7 protein-coding genes are annotated in these 20,137 nt (G+C 48.2%); all 7 read left to right on the top strand.

Translation table 11 applies throughout. The features are described 5' to 3' along the window. The first annotated feature begins 11 nt into the window (after positions 1-11). A complete protein-coding gene (locus AC5ZC7_RS11030) occupies positions 12-9,431 on the top strand; it encodes a Tc toxin subunit A-related protein (protein ID WP_496159238.1) in 9,420 nt (3,139 codons plus the stop codon). Positions 9,432-9,780: 349 nt separating this feature from the next. Beyond that, positions 9,781-10,362 carry a sigma-70 family RNA polymerase sigma factor gene (locus tag AC5ZC7_RS11025; RefSeq protein ID WP_496159239.1) on the top strand — a complete coding sequence of 194 codons (582 nt, stop codon included), beginning with the start codon at positions 9,781-9,783 and terminating at the stop codon, positions 10,360-10,362. A gap of 107 nt (positions 10,363-10,469) precedes the next feature. Continuing rightward, on the top strand, positions 10,470-11,660 hold the full coding sequence (locus tag AC5ZC7_RS11020) for a FecR domain-containing protein (protein ID WP_496159240.1): 1,191 nt from the start codon (positions 10,470-10,472) through the stop codon (positions 11,658-11,660). Positions 11,661-11,901: 241 nt separating this feature from the next. Next, positions 11,902-15,384 carry a SusC/RagA family TonB-linked outer membrane protein gene (locus tag AC5ZC7_RS11015; RefSeq protein WP_496159241.1) on the top strand — a complete coding sequence of 1,161 codons (3,483 nt, stop codon included), beginning with the start codon at positions 11,902-11,904 and terminating at the stop codon, positions 15,382-15,384. Between the two features lie 11 nt (positions 15,385-15,395). Next, positions 15,396-16,829 carry a RagB/SusD family nutrient uptake outer membrane protein gene (locus tag AC5ZC7_RS11010; protein WP_496159242.1) on the top strand — a complete coding sequence of 478 codons (1,434 nt, stop codon included), beginning with the start codon at positions 15,396-15,398 and terminating at the stop codon, positions 16,827-16,829. Between the two features lie 82 nt (positions 16,830-16,911). Continuing rightward, complete coding sequence (locus AC5ZC7_RS11005) at positions 16,912-17,856, top strand: ATP-binding cassette domain-containing protein (protein WP_496159243.1); 945 nt, start codon at positions 16,912-16,914, stop codon at positions 17,854-17,856. Beyond that, positions 17,853-20,060, top strand: a complete 2,208-nt coding sequence (locus AC5ZC7_RS11000) for a Gldg family protein (RefSeq protein WP_496159244.1) — start codon at positions 17,853-17,855, stop codon at positions 20,058-20,060. Before AC5ZC7_RS11005 ends, AC5ZC7_RS11000 begins: the two co-directional genes overlap by 4 nt. The last annotated feature ends 77 nt before the right edge of the window (positions 20,061-20,137 follow it).

The following is a 20,137-nucleotide window of genomic DNA, read 5'->3' as shown; positions in this document are numbered from 1 at the left end:
AATTCTTATTTATGATAGCCCCCAAAAAAGCTGCTGCTCATCTCTTTCACGCCGACTTCGGCAACGACACCGCCTTGCTTCAATCGTTTACCACGTTGTTGTCTTCCCATAACGAAGACGCCGGCGCAGCGATTGCTGCGGTTGCAGCAGACAAAGCTTTTTCACCTGCGTTGGTAAGCAAACTACAGTTCACCGCTACACTTGCCCATTGGTCAGATAATAATGCACCGGTGGTTGCCCGTTTTCAAAAAGATACCAACACCAATACCCTTCGGGATATTGCCCTCCAATTCAGCAGAACTGCCCTTGCCGATAGTATTCCGGATGATGCTGTACCCGAAGGCAGCACAAAAGCCGCATACGCCCAAACCCTGCATGCCCGGCTGTTCCAGGAAGAACCTACCGCGGTAGTAGTAAATATGGTAAAAGACCCGCAAGTGCCATTATTAAATACCCCCACCGGCGCAGAGGTGGCCAATCTACTGACACAAAACCCGGACTTTAATATCCGGCAGCATCCCGTGTATGACTTGCTCAACAAAGAAAATACATTAAGTAACCTCTCTCCCGAAAACAAAGATGCGGTCAGCAAGGATTTAAAATCACTTCAAAGAATTGTGCGGGTAAGCCCTGCCCCCGAAGCAGTACCAGCACTCCTATCGGCCAACTTCACCACCGGCCAGCGCATCAGTGACATGCCGAAACAGCAGTTTACCAGCATGATGACCGCCAACGGCCTCGATGAAAACACGGCCGCACAAATTCATGAAACCGCCATGGCCCGGCGCATTACAAACGAACAAGCCATGATGGCGGCAGTAGAAACGTTGCGCGGCACCGGCGTAGCCCTCATCGATCAATCTATACAAGCCGCCGCCACTACACAAACAACACCCGTAAGCCCGCTGGACTGGAATGCCCTCTTTGCAGATGCCGACTTCTGCGAATGTGGTGAGTGTACCTCCGTATATAGCGCCGCTTCTTACTTCGTGGAACTACTACAGTACCTGCGGAATAATAATTTAAGCGAGAAAGAAAGTGGCGCCGATAGCTCTATCAAAATAAAAATCGACCCTACCGACATTTCCGGCACCCCACTGCAAAAACTATTTGACCGCCGGCCAGACCTCGGCTGCCTGGAACTCACCTGTGCCAACACCAATACCATACTGCCTTATGTGGACCTGGTCAATGAAGTAATGGAACAATATGTGGTATACAACGACCCCAAAAAACTAAAGGCTTTTAATGTTACGAACGAAACCAGCAGTGAACTACTGGCACAACCACAACACACTAACTACAAAGCCTACACGATTTTATCAAAAGCCGTTTATCCTTTTGTACTTCCCTATCATCAGCCTATTGATGTGATCCGGAACTACCTGGAGTTTTTGCAAACAAGCCGCTATGAACTCATGGACACGTTCCGGTCGCCCCGGCAGGTGAATGCTACGGCCACACCCAATCCACTTAACAACGACCGGGATGTTAACGCCCCTGATCCCAATCCGGCCAGTCCCCGGAATATTCAACTGGATCAATATCACAACGAATACTTGCAACGTGCTACAGATGCCGAGTTCCTCTATATCACCCAGGAAGAATATATTATACTGACCAAAGAAGCATTTGTAAGTAAAGCACAATGGGATGTGCAATGTAACCACGTGAACAGCGTCACCGCCTACCATGACGCTATACAGGTAAAACCGGTATGCTATTACTTTGGATATGATGATCCTTCCAAAACTGTTGCCGCCAATACCGCGGACATGCTCAGCACTGATGCCGCCACCAAAACCGGGCTACAGTTTGTTCAAAAGCAGCTGCTGCCCCGCACCGGTATTCAATACGCAGACCTGGTCACCTTACTGAAAACGCAATACCTGAACTTTTGTATGCCCTCAGGCCGGGCGCTGACCATCATGGAAAGCCTCCCCTTCAGCTATCGCTACCTGATGACGCTCACCCTTTCCGAACAGATGACCGCCATCCAGGACCCGGAAAAATGGGCGAAAGCAAAAGGATTGTATTTCAAAAAACCGGTCCCCAACCCCTGCCAGCCACCCAAGAAAACCAAGCCCATTGATGCCCGGGAACTGGAACACTGGCTGATTTGCTCCTTCAAACAAGTGGGCAAAATAATCGTACTGGATGATGGCTGTCATTGTATCGACGGCACCGTTATCTTCCAACGCTCCGATAACAACCCCGCTGTTGCTAACATGTCGGAGGACGTACAGTTTGAGATAAGAGACTGTGTGCTGTACCGGGTAATGAGAAAGCAATCCATACGCATCGCCAGCATAGATTGTAAAACCGGCCTCATTACCTTTGAAGGAGAATATAAATCCTATAATGACGCCTTTAAAAAACTAACCGGCATCGTTGTCCTGAATAACAAGACCATTGGCTATTTCCGGAATAACCAGTTTACGCGGACAGACTTTACAGATACCTGTGATATCTCCAAAACAGAGATCATTCATTTAGACGGCACCCCACTGACTGAGCCGGAATACGATCGCTTCCACCGGTTTATCCGCCTGTGGCATAAGCTGGGATGGACGATTGATGAAACGGATAAAGCCATCATGAGTTTGTCGTCCAAAGCCGTTGCCCTTCCGCCGTGTCAGCCCAAAGCAGTAGACGACTGCCACTGCGAAAATAAACAGTTACAAGCCCTCTTACACTATAACATTAACCCTTATCTGATTCATCAACTGGTAGCCGTAAAAAAACTACTGGACCTCACCGGGCTGGAATTAATAAAATTACTCACCTTCTGGAGCAATATCAGCACCACCGGTGATCCATCCCTCTATGCCCGCTTGTTACTTACCCATAATATTACGGGAGAAGATACCGTATTCCAACCCGACAGTGATGGTAACTACCTCACTGCCACTACCGCTATTAAAGATCATTTGCCGGTACTGATGTCTGCCTTCAACCTGCTGGCGAACGATATGAATGCACTCCTCGCCCAGCAACCAGGTTTGGTAAACCTTACGTTGGACAATGTTTCTTTCATTTATCGTTATGCATTGTTGACGAAAGCACTCAGCCTGCGCATGCCAGACTTCCTCGCAGCCTGGCCGCTGTTCGGCGATCCGTTTACCGATGCCGATACCACCCTGCATTTTATTCAGTCCTGGACAAAAATGGATGACGCCGGATTTGATTACCGGCAACTCAACTACGTACTGAAGGGTATAGATAATACGAAAAAACCATTTACACCTACCCTGATTACGATTCTTCAACTGGCTAAAAATATTTATGACGGGCTGAATGGCATCGATACCGCTAACCCCGACCTGGTACCCGCCGATCCCAGTGCCAGCCCGGACGATCAACTGGCCGACCTGCAAAATCAGGCTTCCAATGACCTCGTAAAAGCGAAAACAAGTTTGTTATATGACCAGGCATCCGTGAGCCTGATCCTGGGTATACTCAATGGTACCAATATTTTCACCACCAACGCTCCGCTGCAGCTCAACAGTGTTAGAGACGGCCTGGATCCCAAAAAAGATACCATCGCCACACCTCCCTCACCAGAGTTGTTGTCATTACGTACCAAACTCATTTACGACTGGACCAATGGCCGCATACAGGTAACCGGCATCCTGACCGCCGGGGAAATCACCGCGTATAATGCATTGAGCAATGACGCAGGATGGGCGCCAGCACTGGACCGCATCGCTAAACAACAAGACAAACAATTTAAACTCCTGCTGGCGGGAGTAGCCGATACCATAAAAAATATTTTACTGCAGGGAGATGTCATCGTCACCGCAGACCAGATGAATGCTGCACAGCCTGACCCCAACACGGCGCCCGTTAAGCGTTTGGCGTTCCTGCAAATATTTTTGCCATATCTGCGGCAGCAATTATACCATCCTTTTATCATCAACCAGTTATCCAATCAAACAGGTATGGACCTGGCGGTAACAGATTTGCTGGCATCTACCATTCTGCAGGTACCTGCTATTCCCACCCCCCTGTCGGTTTACAATGTGTTTGAAAGTATAAAGAACAGCACCGCACCTGCCGCCACTGGCTGGAATGGCTTTCTCATACCCGCTTCCGACACGGTGGTTACTTTTATTGTACAAAACGGCAGCACCGTTCAGGCACCAGTTATTCAACTGGGGAATACCATACTTCCATTTGTTCAACAGGCCGATCCCACCAATGAATGGTGGTCCGTACCTACACAACTGCTCGCCGGAAAAGTATATACCTTCCAGGTAAAGGACCTGGATAGCTCTCTGAAAGATCTTAGCTGGAAAACAGCAACTTCCCTGCCCACGCAGATACCATCTGCTGTATTGTTACCGGATTTCGCCAGCACCAGTACCACAGCGGCCCTTACCCTGCTGGTAAAAACAGCGATCCTCGTCAACGGATTTAATCTCAGTGCAGATGAGATCAACTACATCTTCCATCATACCCCTGATTTTGGGGTGGACTTTAATGCCCCTGATATGACACAGTGGCTTCGGCTGGAAGCTTATACCCGGCTACGTAATTCCCTTCCGCAAACTGGTACCAGCATCATTGAATTTTTCCAATGGACAGGTAGCCCTAACATCGACAATACCCAACTGGTACCTAAAATAGCGGCGCTCACCAACTGGGATGCCACCGCTGTTACGGAATTAATAGCACCAACCCATTTTAACTGGAACGACCCTACGTATTTTAAAAATGAAATCAACCTGCTCACACTGCAACAGGCCATTAGTGTGACCAGCAAAATAGGTATGGAAGCGAACCTGTTATTTGACTGGGCACAGCCTGGCGCCGACTTCCCTACCTGCCATAAGATTGCCGGCAACATCGACAAAGCCATTCATGCCCGGTATAAACAAACCGACTGGGAACAAGTCATCAAACCAGCGAATGACCAACTGCGGAATCATCAAAGGGACGCACTCACCGGCTACCTGCTGGTAGATGAAAAAATACAAAAATGGGGGGTGACAGATGCCAATGGTCTCTTTGAGTATTTCCTGATTGATGTGCAGATGGATGCCGTTATGGAAACCTCCCGTATAGTACAGGCTATTTCGTCCGTACAGCTATTCATACAACGTTGTTTCCTGGGACTGGAAGCAAATAAATCCGGCATCGCCAATGATATCCTCGACCGCGACCGTTGGGACTGGATGCAACGCTATCGCGTATGGGAAGCCAACCGCAAGGTATTCCTGTATCCCGAAAACTGGATAGAAAGTAATCTGCGCGACGATAAAAGCGCTTGCTTTTCAGAACTGGAAAGTGAACTCCTGCAAAAAGATATCAACAAACAAAACATCACCGATGCCCTGAAATCCTATCTCTATAAAGTACATGAGATATCTAATATGGAAGTAGTAGGATTTTATATAGATGGCAGCCCCACCGGTAACCAATGGAGCGCAGGCGCCAAACTACACGTATTTTCCCGCACGCGGAGTACGCCTTTCTTCTTCTATTATCGTTACCTCGACCTGGTAGAAAGCAACTGGTATCCCTGGGAAAAAATGCAACTGGATATTCCGAGTTATGACATCACCGACAAAGAAATTGTGATACTTATTTCGGGTACCCATAAGTATATATCACCCACCACGCATGTCTCCATGACCCATTGCAGTATTAAAAACTACCTTCCGAATACCCCGGATTTTTCGGGAGGTAACTGGACCTGGAAAGGCCATTTGCAAAGCATTACGGATTTCGGAAAATTCAGCCTCTACGTCCCTGCGCTCGATGGTGTGGCGGTAGGAAAAATAATCCAGACAGCCTGGGATCAAAATAACTTTACCGGCATATTCGTTGGACTGCTTACCCGCACCCATAATACGAATGGCTGTTTCCTGGTACCAGTGGTATGGAACCATCGCTTGCTGGTTTTCTTCCCTCAAATGGTGAGAAAAACCAAACCGGCGGAAAATGGTGGCACCACTTTTAACGACCTGGCCAAAACCACGTCCAACGACAATAAGCCGGTCGACTACTACGAAATAAAAATGGGCTGGAGCGAATACCAGAACGGTAAATGGACACAAAAGCAGATAGGCAGCGACTTCTTTAACTCCGCTCCTATCAGCTTACTGCAGGACATTGAATACTTCAAATTTGTGCCGGTAGTATATAGCGATCATGTACTCATTAATGTGGATGACAAATACGACAGTGATGGTACTTTCCGTGCCGCCTTCAGCTTCGACGGTAATGTAATCAGTAACGGTACGCCGGTCACCACAGAAGCCATTCCTATCGACTTTTTCAATCAATCAAAAGGGGAATTATTTTCCTGGCAGATTGCCGCTTCCAACAATACACGTATCAATACCAACATCTACTTTGACTCACCCGGTTTACTGGAAATGTCAAACGGTTTACCAGGCACTGATACGTTCAATTATCCCTACAGCAGCCCTTTGCTGGGGCAGATCAACCTACCGGATATCGCCAGTTTCTTCCGGTATAACCTGACGGCGATTTCCGACAAAGGCGACGCCTTTGGCGCCTATTCACAGCAGCAGTCCAACTCCTATCATGAGCTGAAACGACCTTATTCGCTATATAACTGGGAATTATTCTTTCATGCGCCAATGATGCTGGCGAATGCACTCAGCGATGGACAACAGTTTGAAGAAGCCATGAAATGGTATCACTATGTATTTAATCCGATGGCCACAGGTACCAACGACACCAGGTTCTGGCAGTTTGCACCCTTTAAGGAAATAGATACCAAAAGCACGCTCGATAAAATATTCAATCAGCTCCAGGCTAACAAAGCCGCCGGAGAAGACATCACAGAATGGCGCAACCATCCCTTTATGCCGCATGTGGTAGCCCGCAACCGCCCGGTAGCCTATATGAAGTGGGTAGTTATGAAATACATCGACAACCTGGTAGCCTGGGGAGATTATTTGTTCCGTCAAGACAGTATTGAAAGTATTAACCAGGCCACCCAACTGTACATCCTGGCCTATCATATACTCGGGCAACGGCCTGCTTTCATTCCAAGACGCGGTAAAGTGGCGCCACAAACTTATAAGTCGCTCCTGAACAAATGGGATGCCTTTGGCAATGCCATCGTGGAACTGGAACTGGTTGCGCCCTTCAGCAATCAGCTCATAGCCCCAGGTGTAGTAAACGCACAAAAGGAAATTGAATACGCCAATATTTTTGGATTCGCCTCTACGCTCTATTTCTGTATCCCCAACAACCCTACACTGATGGGCTATTGGGATACATTAGACGACCGGTTATTTAAAATCCGCCATTCAGAAAACATAGATGGTGTATTCCGGCTGCTACCGCTTTTCCAACCACCTATTGACCCTGCATTGCTGGTGAATGCAGCCGCACAGGGACTGAGCATAGATGCGGTTTTAAACGACCTGAATACCGCAATGCCCAATTATCGTTTCTACTACCTGCTGCAAAAAGCACTGGAACTATGTAACGAACTTAAATCCATGGGCTCCGCTATCCTCTCTGCTATCGAAAAAAATGACAATGAAGCCCTCTCGCTTATCCGGGCCAGGCACGAAAATGTGATGCAACAATTGCAGATGGAGATCCGGAAAAAACAGGTAGAAGAAGCCCAGTCTATGCTGGAAGGATTACAACAAAACCGTAAATCTCCCGTATACCGTATGCAGTACTTCCTGCAGCTGATTGGCGAAGATGCCGGCAAAGTACCGGATATGGACACCGACTATACAGAAATTGCCAATGCCATAGAAACTCCATTGGATGATAGCGGGCTAAAATTAATCGCCTACGAACAGGAAGATATGAATATGGCATCACTGGCGGCAGGCTTTCAGCTGGCAGCTGCCACACCGGAAGTAATTGCAGGCATCCTGTTTGCCATACCGCTGATCACCGGATCAGCAGAACCTTTCGGCGTGGGTGTAGGCACCAGCTTTGGCGGCACCAACCTCGGACAGGCAGCACAAACCATGTCTAAAGCCCTCCAGATGACCGCTAATTATATGTCGTACCAATCCGCCAGCGCGGCGAAGAAAGGCGGTTTCAAACGCGCCCTGGAAGACCGCGTGATGCAGGCCAATGCAGCCGGTTATGAAATCAAACAAATCGACAAACAAATAGCTACCCAACAAATCAGGATCGCCATGGCCAACCAGGACCTGGTGAACCAACAAAAACAAATTGATAACGCCCAGGAAGTAGAAGACTTCCTGAAAAATAAATATACTAACACCGCATTATACACCTGGATGAGAGGCAAGCTGAAAACTATGTACCGGCAAGTATATAATGTTGCCTACGACCTGGCACAGAAAGCGGAGAAAACCTATCGCTTTGAACGGGGCCTTACCACTACCAGCTTTATCCAGAGCGGATGCTGGGATACCAGCCACGATGGATTATTAGCCGGCGAACAATTGTATGTGGGTCTGAAACAACTGGAAGCTGCCTACCAGGAAAACCGCGGATATGATTACGAGATCACCAAACATATCTCCATCCGGCAACTGAATCCCCTGGCTTTATTGGCGTTGAAGGAAACCGGCGCCTGTGAGTTCTCCATCCCTGAGTATATTTTCGATATGGACTATCCCGGACATTACAAACGCAGGATCAAAACAGTGTCTTTATCCGTTCCCTGTATTGCCGGTCCTTACACGGGATTAAACGCCACGCTGCGCCTGTTGGATCATACCTGCCGTAACTCCGCATTGGCAACGCCCAATAACTACCCGGAAAAAACCGATGAAGACGATGATCGCTTCATTAAATTCCTGGCGCCAATAATGGCTATTACCGCCAGCTCCGGGCAAAACGACAGCGGTATGTTTGAATTGAATTTTAAAGATGAACGTTACCTTCCTTTTGAAGGAGCAGGTGTCATCAGTAAATGGCAATTAGCATTGCCGTCCTTCCGGCAATTCGATTATAACACCATTTCTGATATCATTATCTCCATCCGTTATACCGCCTCTGAAGGAGGCGATCGCCTCAAATTGGCCGCAGCAAAGAGTGTGAGCAACTTCATCAAAAAAACAGATGATCTGGCACAGGAAGAAGGACTGTTTGTGTTTGCGGATCTGAAACATGATTTACCCACAGAATGGCATAAAGCCATGACGACCACCAATGCACAAGGCGATCATATCATGGAACTGGGGAAACTCACCAACTTCCTTCCCTACTATGCCGCCTATACGTCGCTAAAGCTGAAAGTTACGGATGTGTTCCTGGCCACCAGTGATCAAACCGCCGTATTCTCTGTTAATGGTACCCCATTAACAGATAGTCAGCCTATCGGCGCTTTAAAAAGTGGTACACTGGATGCCCCAACAGATGCCATCAAGAACTGGCAGCTGCGTATACAAAATATGGTGGCACCCATTGACCAGGCATTTATTGTACTACGGTTTACGCTGAGTGTTTGATATGAAAGCGGAAAGTTTAGCGGATGATCAGAGCGGATTTTGTCTTTGTACAGGATTAGACTGATTATACTGATTTTTTTTGTTTTGATTTTTAGGATAAAGAAAGATGGGAGATGAAGGCAGTATCCGCTTTCATCTCCCATCATCTTTTAAAATCTTCAAAATACAATCAGTATAATCAGTCTAATCCTGTACAAAGACAAAATCCGCTCTGATCATCCGCTAAAATAGCTTTTTGCTTTCTCCCTGATGCTTTCTGCTGATTATTTTATATCTTGTTTGCTCACTTGTCACATGTGAATGTTATTTTTTTAAACCGACACCTGCCATTTTATAAAACAACTTTTAATTGAGCGACGGTCATTCTATTGATGCAGCTGACCTCTACCACCAGGTAGCCAACGGTGATGAGGCGGCCTTCAGACGCCTTCTTGAAGTGCATACACCACAACTACTGGCGATGGCCACCCGGATAACGGGATCAGTGGCCGTAGCAGACGACCTCGTGCAGGACACTTTTTTAAAGGTATGGCTTACGCGTGATCAATTGGCAACCGTGCAACATCCCGCTGCATGGATAAAAAAAATCTGTTTTTTCCTGGCGGTTAATTATGTACGCCGTCAAACCGTCCGGGAAAAGGTAATGGCTGTGGTAGCGCCTCAACACGAGGGGGTGGATGACCCTATCGATTTTCAGCAGCTGCTGCAGTTGGTCAACAAAGCAGTGGCGCAGTTGCCGGAAAAGCAGCAACAGATTTACCGCCTGAGCCGGGAACAAGGCCTCTCCATTGCAGAAATAGCCACACATATGGATCTGGCGGTAAGCACCGTTAAAAACCTGCTCGTGATGGCGTTAAAGAGCATCCGGCAGTTTCTTCAAAAGTCCGGTTATCCCCTACTACTGGCCTTATTCATCGATATCCTCGGCTAACTAAAAAAAAGTTTATTTTTTTTCGGTACCATCTTCCCGCTCAATTGTCTGATAATAGAGAAGGGGGAGATGAAAGGCTTCGTTTACCTGTATTCACCACACATTAAATGGAACAACACACCCGATTACAATATTTACTGGAACGGCTTGTCGCCCATACGGCCACACCGGAGGAGCTCACGGAGCTTACCACCCTGGTGGAGCAGGATGGCGGAACAACGATGGAGGAAGTAGCGCAGCTGCTGGCATCGGAAACGCCGGCAGACTACCACCATGACCACTGGATGTCAGTAGCAGACCGGATCCTGGCCGCAGATAAGCTGCCGCCAAATCCAGCAGCAACGCCGGTACACCGGCTGCCTTTCCTCCACAGATGGGGCTGGGCCGCCGCAGTAGTGGTATTGCTGGGAACAGCTGCCTACCTCCTGCAACACTATCAGCGCCGCCCGCAACCACCTGCATTGGTCATCGCGCCTAACCGGCCGGATGCCGCACCAGGCGACAACGGCGCCATACTCACGCTGGCAGATGGTTCCCAGGTGGTACTCGACAGCGCCGGCAAAGGCGTGATCAGCACCCAGGGCAGTACCAGTGTAATGCTGAAAGACAACGGTTTGCAGTATACGCCCGGAGGCAACGCGAATGGCGCTATTGCCTACAATACCATCACCACGCCCAAAGGCAAACAATTTCACGTGGTATTGCCGGATGGTTCACAGGTATGGCTGAATGCAGGCAGTGTATTACAATTCCCGGTGGCCTTTACCGGCAAGGAAAGAATGGTGGACCTCAGCGGGGAAGCCTATTTCGAAGTAGCCACCAAAGCTACGCAGCCCTTCAAGGTAACAGTACGCAAACAACTGGAAATAGCGGTGCTGGGCACCGGCTTTAACGTAAGCGCCTATACGAACGAACAAAGTATCGCCACCACACTGGTTACAGGATCTGTCCGGGTATCCCTGCCTCACGCCACACTGCCCCCGGTAATATTAAAACCGGGGCAACAGGCCCGCTGGGAAGACCAGCAGCTCACCGTAGCGCCCGATGCCAACGTAGAGCAAGCTATTGCCTGGAAAAATGGCCTGTTCAATTTCGAGGGCGTAGGACTGAAAGAAATGATGCGACAACTGGAACGCTGGTACAACCTGGAAGTAGTATACGAAGGAAATGTGCCGGATGTACGCTTCTTCGGAGAAATGAGCCGGTCGTTAAAGCTGTCGGATGTGCTGTCAGGCCTGGAAAGCGCCGAAGTACATTTCCGGCTGGAAGAAGGCCGGCGACTGGTAGTAATGCCTTAATCTAAAAATATACCGTGAATTAAAAAGATGAACACAACGGGTCAGCCACAATAAAAAACCGGGAGTGCGACTAACACTTCCGGTTGCCTTTGATCACTCAAAGGATTGTTCAGCTGATTAGTAAACAGGGTTTCGCGACCACCATTTTTAAACAACCAAACGCTGCAAATCTATGCAAAAAATTGCTTCCTGGAGCGGTGGGGATATGCCATGCCGGCTCCCGACCAAAATCCTCCGGATCATGAAACTAACAACCGTCCTCCTTCTTGCCATCTGTCTACATCTTTCAGCCAGTACCTATTCACAATCCATCACCTTTTCAGGGAAGGACGTGTCAATGGAAAAATTATTTGCCACCATTAAAAAACAAACTGGTTTTGTAGTCTGGGGGAAATCAGATGTATTAAAACAGGCCAATGCCGTTACAGTGAATGTTCGGGATATGCCCTTATTGACCTTCCTCGACCAGGTCGTCAAAGACCAACCATTTAGTTACAAAATTGCCGGCAACACCATCATGCTATCCGCCAAACGGGAGGCAGAAGCAATGAGGGAAGCCGTATCCGAATCGCCGCTTACCGGCCATGTCACCGATAGTATCGGCGTACCACTCCCGGGCGCTACGGTAACAGTGATGGGTACTACCCAGGCGGTAGTCACCAATACGGAAGGCAACTTCACCATTACCGCCACTGCCGGCAATGTGATCCGTATCAGTTACATTGGGTTTAAAACAAAAGAACTACACATCACTGCTGCCATGCTAAAAAATGGCACCACCGGCAATATCATACTACAGGGCATGCCGGCTACCCTCTCGGAATTGAATGTTATCGCCAACACCGGTTACCAGCTGATTCCAAAAGAAAGGGCAACAGGTTCCTTTGGCGTTGTCACAGAAAAAGCGTTGGGCGCCAGGATGGAAACTAGTATCCTCGACCGGCTGGAAGGCATGGTACCAGGTATGGTCATCCAGAATGGTACGGTGACGATCCGTGGTATCTCCACGCTTTACGGCAACCGGACACCCCTATACGTAGTAGATGGCTTTCCGTACGAAGGCGATCTGAATCTCATTAATCCCGCCGACGTGACGAATGTAACGGTGATGAAAGATGCAGCAGCAGCTTCCATCTATGGTACCCGTGCAGCCAACGGCGTTATTTCCATTACTACCCGCTATGGTGGTAAAAGAAAACCAACAGTGGCTTTCTCCAGTACGCTCTACCTGCAGCCCAAACCCAGCTTTGGCGCCATGCACCTGTTGAACGCTCCGCAAATGGTAGATCTGCAACAGGAACTGTTTAACATATGGCACCCTTCCATGGACGCCCAGATGCTGAGAAGTGCGCAGCCTAAAGCAGTAGAAGCCTTATACCAATACGAACAACAGGAAATCACCAAAGCACAACTGGATGCTACCCTCAACAGGTTAAGAAGATCCGATGGACAAAGCCAGCTGATGGACCTGTACACCCGCAACTATTTCCAGCAGCGACATGCATTTTCTGCCGGCGGCGGTAACGACCTGCATCAGTACCAGGTAACCATGAACTATACCGGCGACAGGGGTTATGGACTTAAAAACACTTCAGAGGCGGTCAACATCAGTTTAAAAGAAAAAGTAAAAGTGTTTAATTGGCTGGATGCAGAAGCAGGTGTATTTACCAACACTTCCAATGCTATATATCAAACGCGGCCTCCAAGCGGCTTTTACAACAGCATGCCGTACGAACTGATGCGGAATCCCGATGGCAGCTCTTCTCCCTGGAATTACCTGAAATCCCCTTACGAAATAAACAGGCTAAAACAGGAAGGCCTGCTCGATGAAACCTACAACCCGTTAGATGAGCTGGACAGGTCTGATTCCCGCGGTAACTCCAATTACTTCCGGTTGCAGGGAGGTTTCACGGTAAAAATTATTAAAGGGCTTAGCCTCGATCTGAAATACCAGACCGAACGGGGCAGCACCTATACCAGGACCTACTATGGCCCTAACTCCTATGATGCCAAACACATGATTAATGATGCTACCCAAATTTTCGGCGACAGCATCGTTAAAAATATTCCGGATGGCGGGCAGATACAGGAATTCAGAGGCAACAACCGATCCTATACCGCCCGCGCCCAGCTCAACTTTGATCGCAACTTCAATACCCGTCATCATATCTCCGCATTGGCCGGTGCCGAAAGAAGAGTGGTTACCTCAGACGGAACAGGGTTGTTCAGAGCGGGTTATAATGATAATAACCTCCAGTTTCTCCCGATCAATGAGAACCTGCTGGGTAGCCTGAAAGGGACCGAAGCAGTGGGCAGTGTTTTCTATTATGATTACAATGGCAGGAACTATTTCACCAACCCGGAAGACCGGTATATTTCCGCCTATGGTAATGTGGGGTATACCTACAACGAGAAATACAATCTGACCGGAAGTGTCCGCGTTGATAATTCCAATCTCTTTGGTACTGATCCCCGTTACCGCTACCTGCCGCTCTGGTCTGTTGGCGCCAGTTGGAGAATATCTGAAGAAGACTTCCTGAAATCCATTTCCTGGTTGAGCAGCCTCACTATCCGCTCTACCTATGGCTTAAGTGGTAACGTGGCCCGTAACGTAGGTCCTTACCTGCAAGCGAAATCCATGTTTGTATCAGAAGCTCAAACCATGGGATCAGAAATTATTTATCCTCCCAATAAATCGCTGAGATGGGAAAAAACAGCGATCACCAATATAGGTATAGATTTCGGGGTGTTCCAACAACGTATTTCCGGCTCCATCGATTATTATATCCGCAAAAGCACCGACCTGTTGGGAGACAAATCTACTGACCCCACCAATGCATTTAAGTACGCGCTTATTAACTATGGCAGCCTGGTTAACAAAGGGATAGAAGTGGCTTTACACACGCAGAATATTCAGCATAAACAGTTTAACTGGAGCAGCCACCTGACATTCAGCCTGAATAAAAACAGGATGACGCAAATCAACACCAAAGATCCCACTATCATTGGTATGTCCTCCGTGTATGGTGTAAACAGGATCGGGTATCCTTCTGATGCGATGTTTAGTTTCCGTTCTGCCGGGTTAGACCCCACCAATGGTTCCCTCCTGCTATATGATGCTGCCGGCAAGGTGGTGCAGAACTATGACCAGGGCGGCACCATTGTAGCGAATATGACGGATATCAATGCGCTGGTATACAGTGGCACGGTACGTCCTAAGTATTCCGCCGGCTTTACCAACACCTTCTCCTGGAAACAGCTCACGCTGAATATCATAATTATTGGTAATGGAGGCCATGTAACCCGTGATGCAGTACCCCTGATCACTTCCGGTATCTTTACTACCAACGTTGATAACCGGGTGAGGAATTTCTGGCGTAAACCGGGAGACGAAAAAATCCCGGGAATGGCGCCGGCGCCTGATCTTAAAGGCAATGGAGGCATCTATTACCAGCAAACCTGGTTTGCCGCTGATCAGAATGTCATAAAAGCGGACTATATCAAAGTAAGAGATATTTCCTTATCTTATGATTTTGCTTCCCTGCTGTCGCCCGCGAAAAAAATACAATCCGCGAAGTTCACACTGCAGGTACAAAATCCTTTCCACTGGTTTGCCAACAACCATGGTATTGATCCGGAAAGCTACTGGCCATCTTCTTATTATGCCAACAGGGGTACCCCCATCATGCCGGCTTATATGGCGGGATTAGATCTTACTTTTTAAAATGAAGCATCATGAGGAACATCCAATTTTCTATACTAATATGCGCGGTCCTATTATCCGGTTGTAACAAATTCCTGGATATTAAGCCAAAAGATAAATTCATTCCTATTACGGTAGCTGATTACGAAAGCCTTCTTAATTCCGGTTACAACGTTAACTACAACGATTACTTCTGGGATCTGTTGTCGGACGATGCTTTCCTGCCGGAAGGCGAACCCGGTAACCTGTTTAGTAAACAGCAGCTATGGGGCCGGAAAATATATACCTTCAACACGGTTCCTTTTGAAGCAGGTAGCAATGACTTCGAGTGGAGTGAAGGATATAAAAGAATCTTTTACTTCAATACGGTGATCAATAATATTGCAGATGCTACGGAAGGAACCGAAGCCAATAAAAAGAGCTTACGGGCGGAAGCCCTGCTCGGACGTGCCATGGAACATTTGCTGCTGGTGAATATGTACGCGCAACATTACGATGCAGCTACCGCCGGCACGCAGTTAGGCATTCCCATTGCGCTGATAGCAGATATCAACGCCAAGTTTAAAAGAAATACCGTGAAGGAAGTATATGACCAGGTGATCAGCGATTTGAATACCGCTATTCCAGATCTCCCGGTGAATCATAAACTGACTAAATTCAGATCCTGTAAAGCTGGTGGGTATGCGGCTTTAAGCCGGGTATACCTGTTCATGGGCGATTATGCCAACGCTAAAAAGAATGCAGACCAGGCGTTAGCGCTGCAATCTGATCTGGCTAACATGAACGACTACACGATCATTAAGCCGGGGCCATTCCCTAATGTACCAGGTGCTCCCCTCGGATGGACCGATATCCCCGATGGACAGTTCAACAAAGAAACTATTGTGGCCCGCCACTTCCTCCGCCCCTTTGGTTTGGGCATGGATGTTTGCGCTTCCCCGGAATTGGCAGCCCTCTTCAGCAGTGATGACCGCCGCTGGATGTTGTATTATGCAGACGGATGGCCTCCGGCGCCGCCCTTCAATTACATGAACCGTTACCATGTGAAAATATTCCTGCGGGGCGACTACTACAGCAACTTCCTGAACGTACCGGAAATGTATCTCAATCGCGCTGAATGTAACGCCCGCGCCAACAACCTGGCTGATGCGCTGAATGATGTCAATAAGCTGCGGTTAAACCGGATTACACCAACTGCCTACAAAGCCTTTACCCCGGCCGATTTCAACAATGATGCAGAAAAAGTACTGCGTTTTGTACTGGAAGAAAGAAGACGGGAACTGGCCTTCACCGGTATACGGGTCATTGACCTGAAACGACTGAATAAAGAAACCCGTTTCCAGAAAACAGTGACCCACGTAGCAGAAGGTAAAACGTATCAATTGGCGCCTAACAGTAATCAATACCTGCGTCAACTCTGGCCGGATGCCACCGTTTTTAACCCGGACTGGCCATTGAATCCATAAATGTTTTGTCCTGATTCCTATTTCATAGGGTGCCGGTATTTCCGGCACCCTTGCTTTCCTGTTGACTTTAACTTTTTCCGCCATGCAAGAAAACATCGTTAAAATTGAAGGGCTTTCTCACCGCTACAGCAAAGACTGGGCAGTGCAGGACGTCAGTTTTGAGATCAATAAAAAAGGGATCGTAGGTTTGCTCGGCTCCAATGGTGCCGGCAAATCCACCACCATGAACATCCTGTGTGGAGTGCTCAGTCAAACCCTCGGCAAAGTGCTGATTGAAGGCATTGACATGCGTACTCACCCGGAAGAAGCCAAGAAAAGAATTGGCTTCCTGCCACAGAATGCCCCTTTATATTTAGAACAAACGGTAGATGAATACCTCACCTATTGTGCCCATCTGCGGTTTGTGGACAAACGCAGGATTAAAGCCGCCGTATCGGAAGTAAAGGAAAAATGCGGGGTGGCTCATTTCAGCCATCGTCTTATCAGTAACCTGTCCGGTGGCTACCGCCAGCGTGTAGGTATTGCCCAGGCTCTCATACACCGGCCCATGCTGGTAGTACTCGACGAGCCTACCAATGGCCTCGATCCTAACCAGATCCTGGAAGTAAGACAGCTCATCAAAGAAATTGCCACCGATCGTGCGGTCATCTTTTCTTCGCATATTCTTTCTGAAATACAGGCTACCTGCCAGGATATCATCATGATTGAAGGCGGCAAAATGGTGTTTAAAGACACCATGGAATCCTTCAACAACTACATTGAGCCAGACAGCCTGATTACCACCATGGAAGCGCCTCCTACCCTGACCGTGCTGCAACAGATTCCCGGTATTAACGAAGTTACTTTTCTCAGCGAAAAAACAATCCGCATGCATTTTGACCCAACGGCAGATATCGCGGAAAGCATCGTGGAAATGAGTGTACGTAACAAGTGGCGCCTGAAAGAAATCACCCTCGAGAAAAGTTCGCTGGACGCCATCTTCGCCCAATTATCCAACAAAAAAACTAAACCTGCTTTACCATCATGAGAATCATCACCCGAATAGCCCGGCAGGAACTGAGCCTCCTCTTTCATTCACCGGTAGCATGGCTCATTTTAATTGTGTTCCCGATACAAATAGGCATCGACTATCTCTACTATGTACAAATGATTGGCCGCGCACAGCGCATGGGCAACCATTTCACCGATGTTACCGCCATGATTTTTGGCAGCAAAGAAGGCTTCTATCCCGGCGTAAAAAGTACGCTGTATTTTTATATTCCGTTGTTGACGATGGGACTGATCAGCCGCGAAACACATAGCGGATCCATTAAATTACTGCTGTCATCTCCCATTAAAGTAAAAGATATTATACTCGGAAAATACCTGGCCATGATGGGCTACGGCGCTATACTACTGGCCATCATTTGCTTGTATGCGATATCCGGTTCCTATTTCATTGAACACATCGACTGGCAGTTGCTGGCTTCCGGCGCGCTGGGGCTATATCTGCTGATTTGCGCCTATGCCGCCATCGGTTTATTCATGTCTTCCCTGACTACCTACCAGGTGGTGGCGGCTATCAGTACCCTCGCTGTACTGGCCATGCTAAACTTTATTGGCAGCCTGTTCCAGGGCAATGACACGGTAAGGCACATCACTTATTTCATGTCCATTTCCGGCAGAACAGAACAGTTGATCGCCGGGTTAATCAGCTCGGAAGATGTGCTGTATTTCTTCCTGGTGATTGGCTTCTTCCTCACCATTACCTGCATGCGTTTACAGGACCAGCGCGAAGCAAAATCCGGCTATTTTCGTGTAGCCAGGTACGTTGGCCTGGTAGCTTTTTGTTTTCTGGTGGGTTATATCAGCTCCCTTCCCACGGCTACAGGCTACATCGACATGACCGCTACCCGGAAACATACGCTGGGACCACAAAGCCGGGAACTCGTCAAAAAAATGGACAAGCCATTAAAAATCACTACCTACGTTAATATCTTCGACGGCAACTTCTACCTGGGCGCCCCGGAAAAGAAAAGTGCAGATGAAAGACTTATGACGCCTTATCGCCGTTTCCTCCCAAACCTGGAGATGAACTACGTATACTATTATGACTTTGGTGATAATACCAGCTTGTATAAAAATTATCCGGGAGAAACAGATGCCGCCATTGCTAAAAAGGTAGCCGATATCCAGGAACTTGATTTCAAAAAAGTACTGCCACCATCCACCATCCACAAAATTGTAGACCTGCGTCCGGAAGAAAACAAACTGGTGCGGGTGCTCCAATATGGCGATGGGCAAACGTTCCTGCGGTATTACAACGATATGATGATTTATCCCGGTGAAAGGGAATTCACTGCGGCATTGAAACACCTGGTAACGCCTTCCCGTATGCCAACGGTCACTTTCCTGACCGGTCACGACGAAAGGAGTATTTCCAAAGCCGGCGATGCAGCGCTGAAGATGTTTGTAAAAGAAGGCTCCTACCGGAGTGCGCTGATCAACCAGGGCTTTAACGTAGATACCGTGAACCTTGCTCAGCAATCCATCCCTGTGCAAACATCCATATTAGTCATTGCCGGACCACAAACACCTTTCTCTGCCGAAGAAGAAAAACAACTCCAGCAATACATCGCTAACGGCGGCAACCTGATGGTGATGACGGAGCCTGGATCTGCAGCGGTATTATCCGGCCTGCTACAATCGCTCCACATACAAGCCGGTGACGTTCCTGTACAGGAAGAAAGCCGCGACTATACGCCGGATTTCATCCTGTCGCACTTCTCACCGGAAGCCGCCAAAATATCTTCCACGCTGGGCGCCTGGCAGGCGGACAGTGGCATCGTGTCCATGTCTGGTGCTGTAAACCTGCAATACAGTGCTGGCGACGGTTTCCAGGCAACACCGCTCCTGGTATCGAAAAACAACCAGGCACTGGCGCTTGCACTTGAGAGAAAACAATCAGGTAAAACGCAACGCATTATTGTTACCGGTGATGTAGATTTTATGAGCAGCGTAGAAATTGCGCGCCGCAAACCTACCGTATGGAATCCCTACTTTACTACTGAATTATTCCGCTGGTTCACCAACGGAGCATTCCCGGTGAATACAGGCGCTCAGCCAGCCATGGATGTAATTGACAGTGATGATAAAGGCATCCTCACCATGCGGATATTTTTCTTTGGCATCCTGCCGGTATCGCTGTTAATACTGGCTACAGCCCTATTGATATATCGTAAAAGAAGATAACCTATAAACCAACCAACCCTGTAAGGCCGTTCCGCATGGAGCGGCCTTTTTTATGCTTACTGTGGATGGGGCTTTGG

The organism is Chitinophaga sp. 9-1-y (assembly GCF_059511905.2).
Note: the sequence above shows the minus strand (reverse complement) of the source record. Positions and strands in the feature narration are given on the sequence as shown.

Bases quoted from the DNA above. Each gene is read 5' to 3' on its own strand.
- AC5ZC7_RS11030 (WP_496159238.1), top strand. From the start codon at position 12: ATGATAGCCCCCAAAAAAGCTGCTGCTCATCTCTTTCACGCCGACTTC.
- AC5ZC7_RS11020 (WP_496159240.1), top strand. From the start codon at position 10,470: ATGGAACAACACACCCGATTACAATATTTACTGGAACGGCTTGTCGCC.
- AC5ZC7_RS11015 (WP_496159241.1), top strand. From the start codon at position 11,902: ATGAAACTAACAACCGTCCTCCTTCTTGCCATCTGTCTACATCTTTCA.
- AC5ZC7_RS11010 (WP_496159242.1), top strand. From the start codon at position 15,396: ATGAGGAACATCCAATTTTCTATACTAATATGCGCGGTCCTATTATCC.
- AC5ZC7_RS11005 (WP_496159243.1), top strand. From the start codon at position 16,912: ATGCAAGAAAACATCGTTAAAATTGAAGGGCTTTCTCACCGCTACAGC.
- AC5ZC7_RS11000 (WP_496159244.1), top strand. From the start codon at position 17,853: ATGAGAATCATCACCCGAATAGCCCGGCAGGAACTGAGCCTCCTCTTT.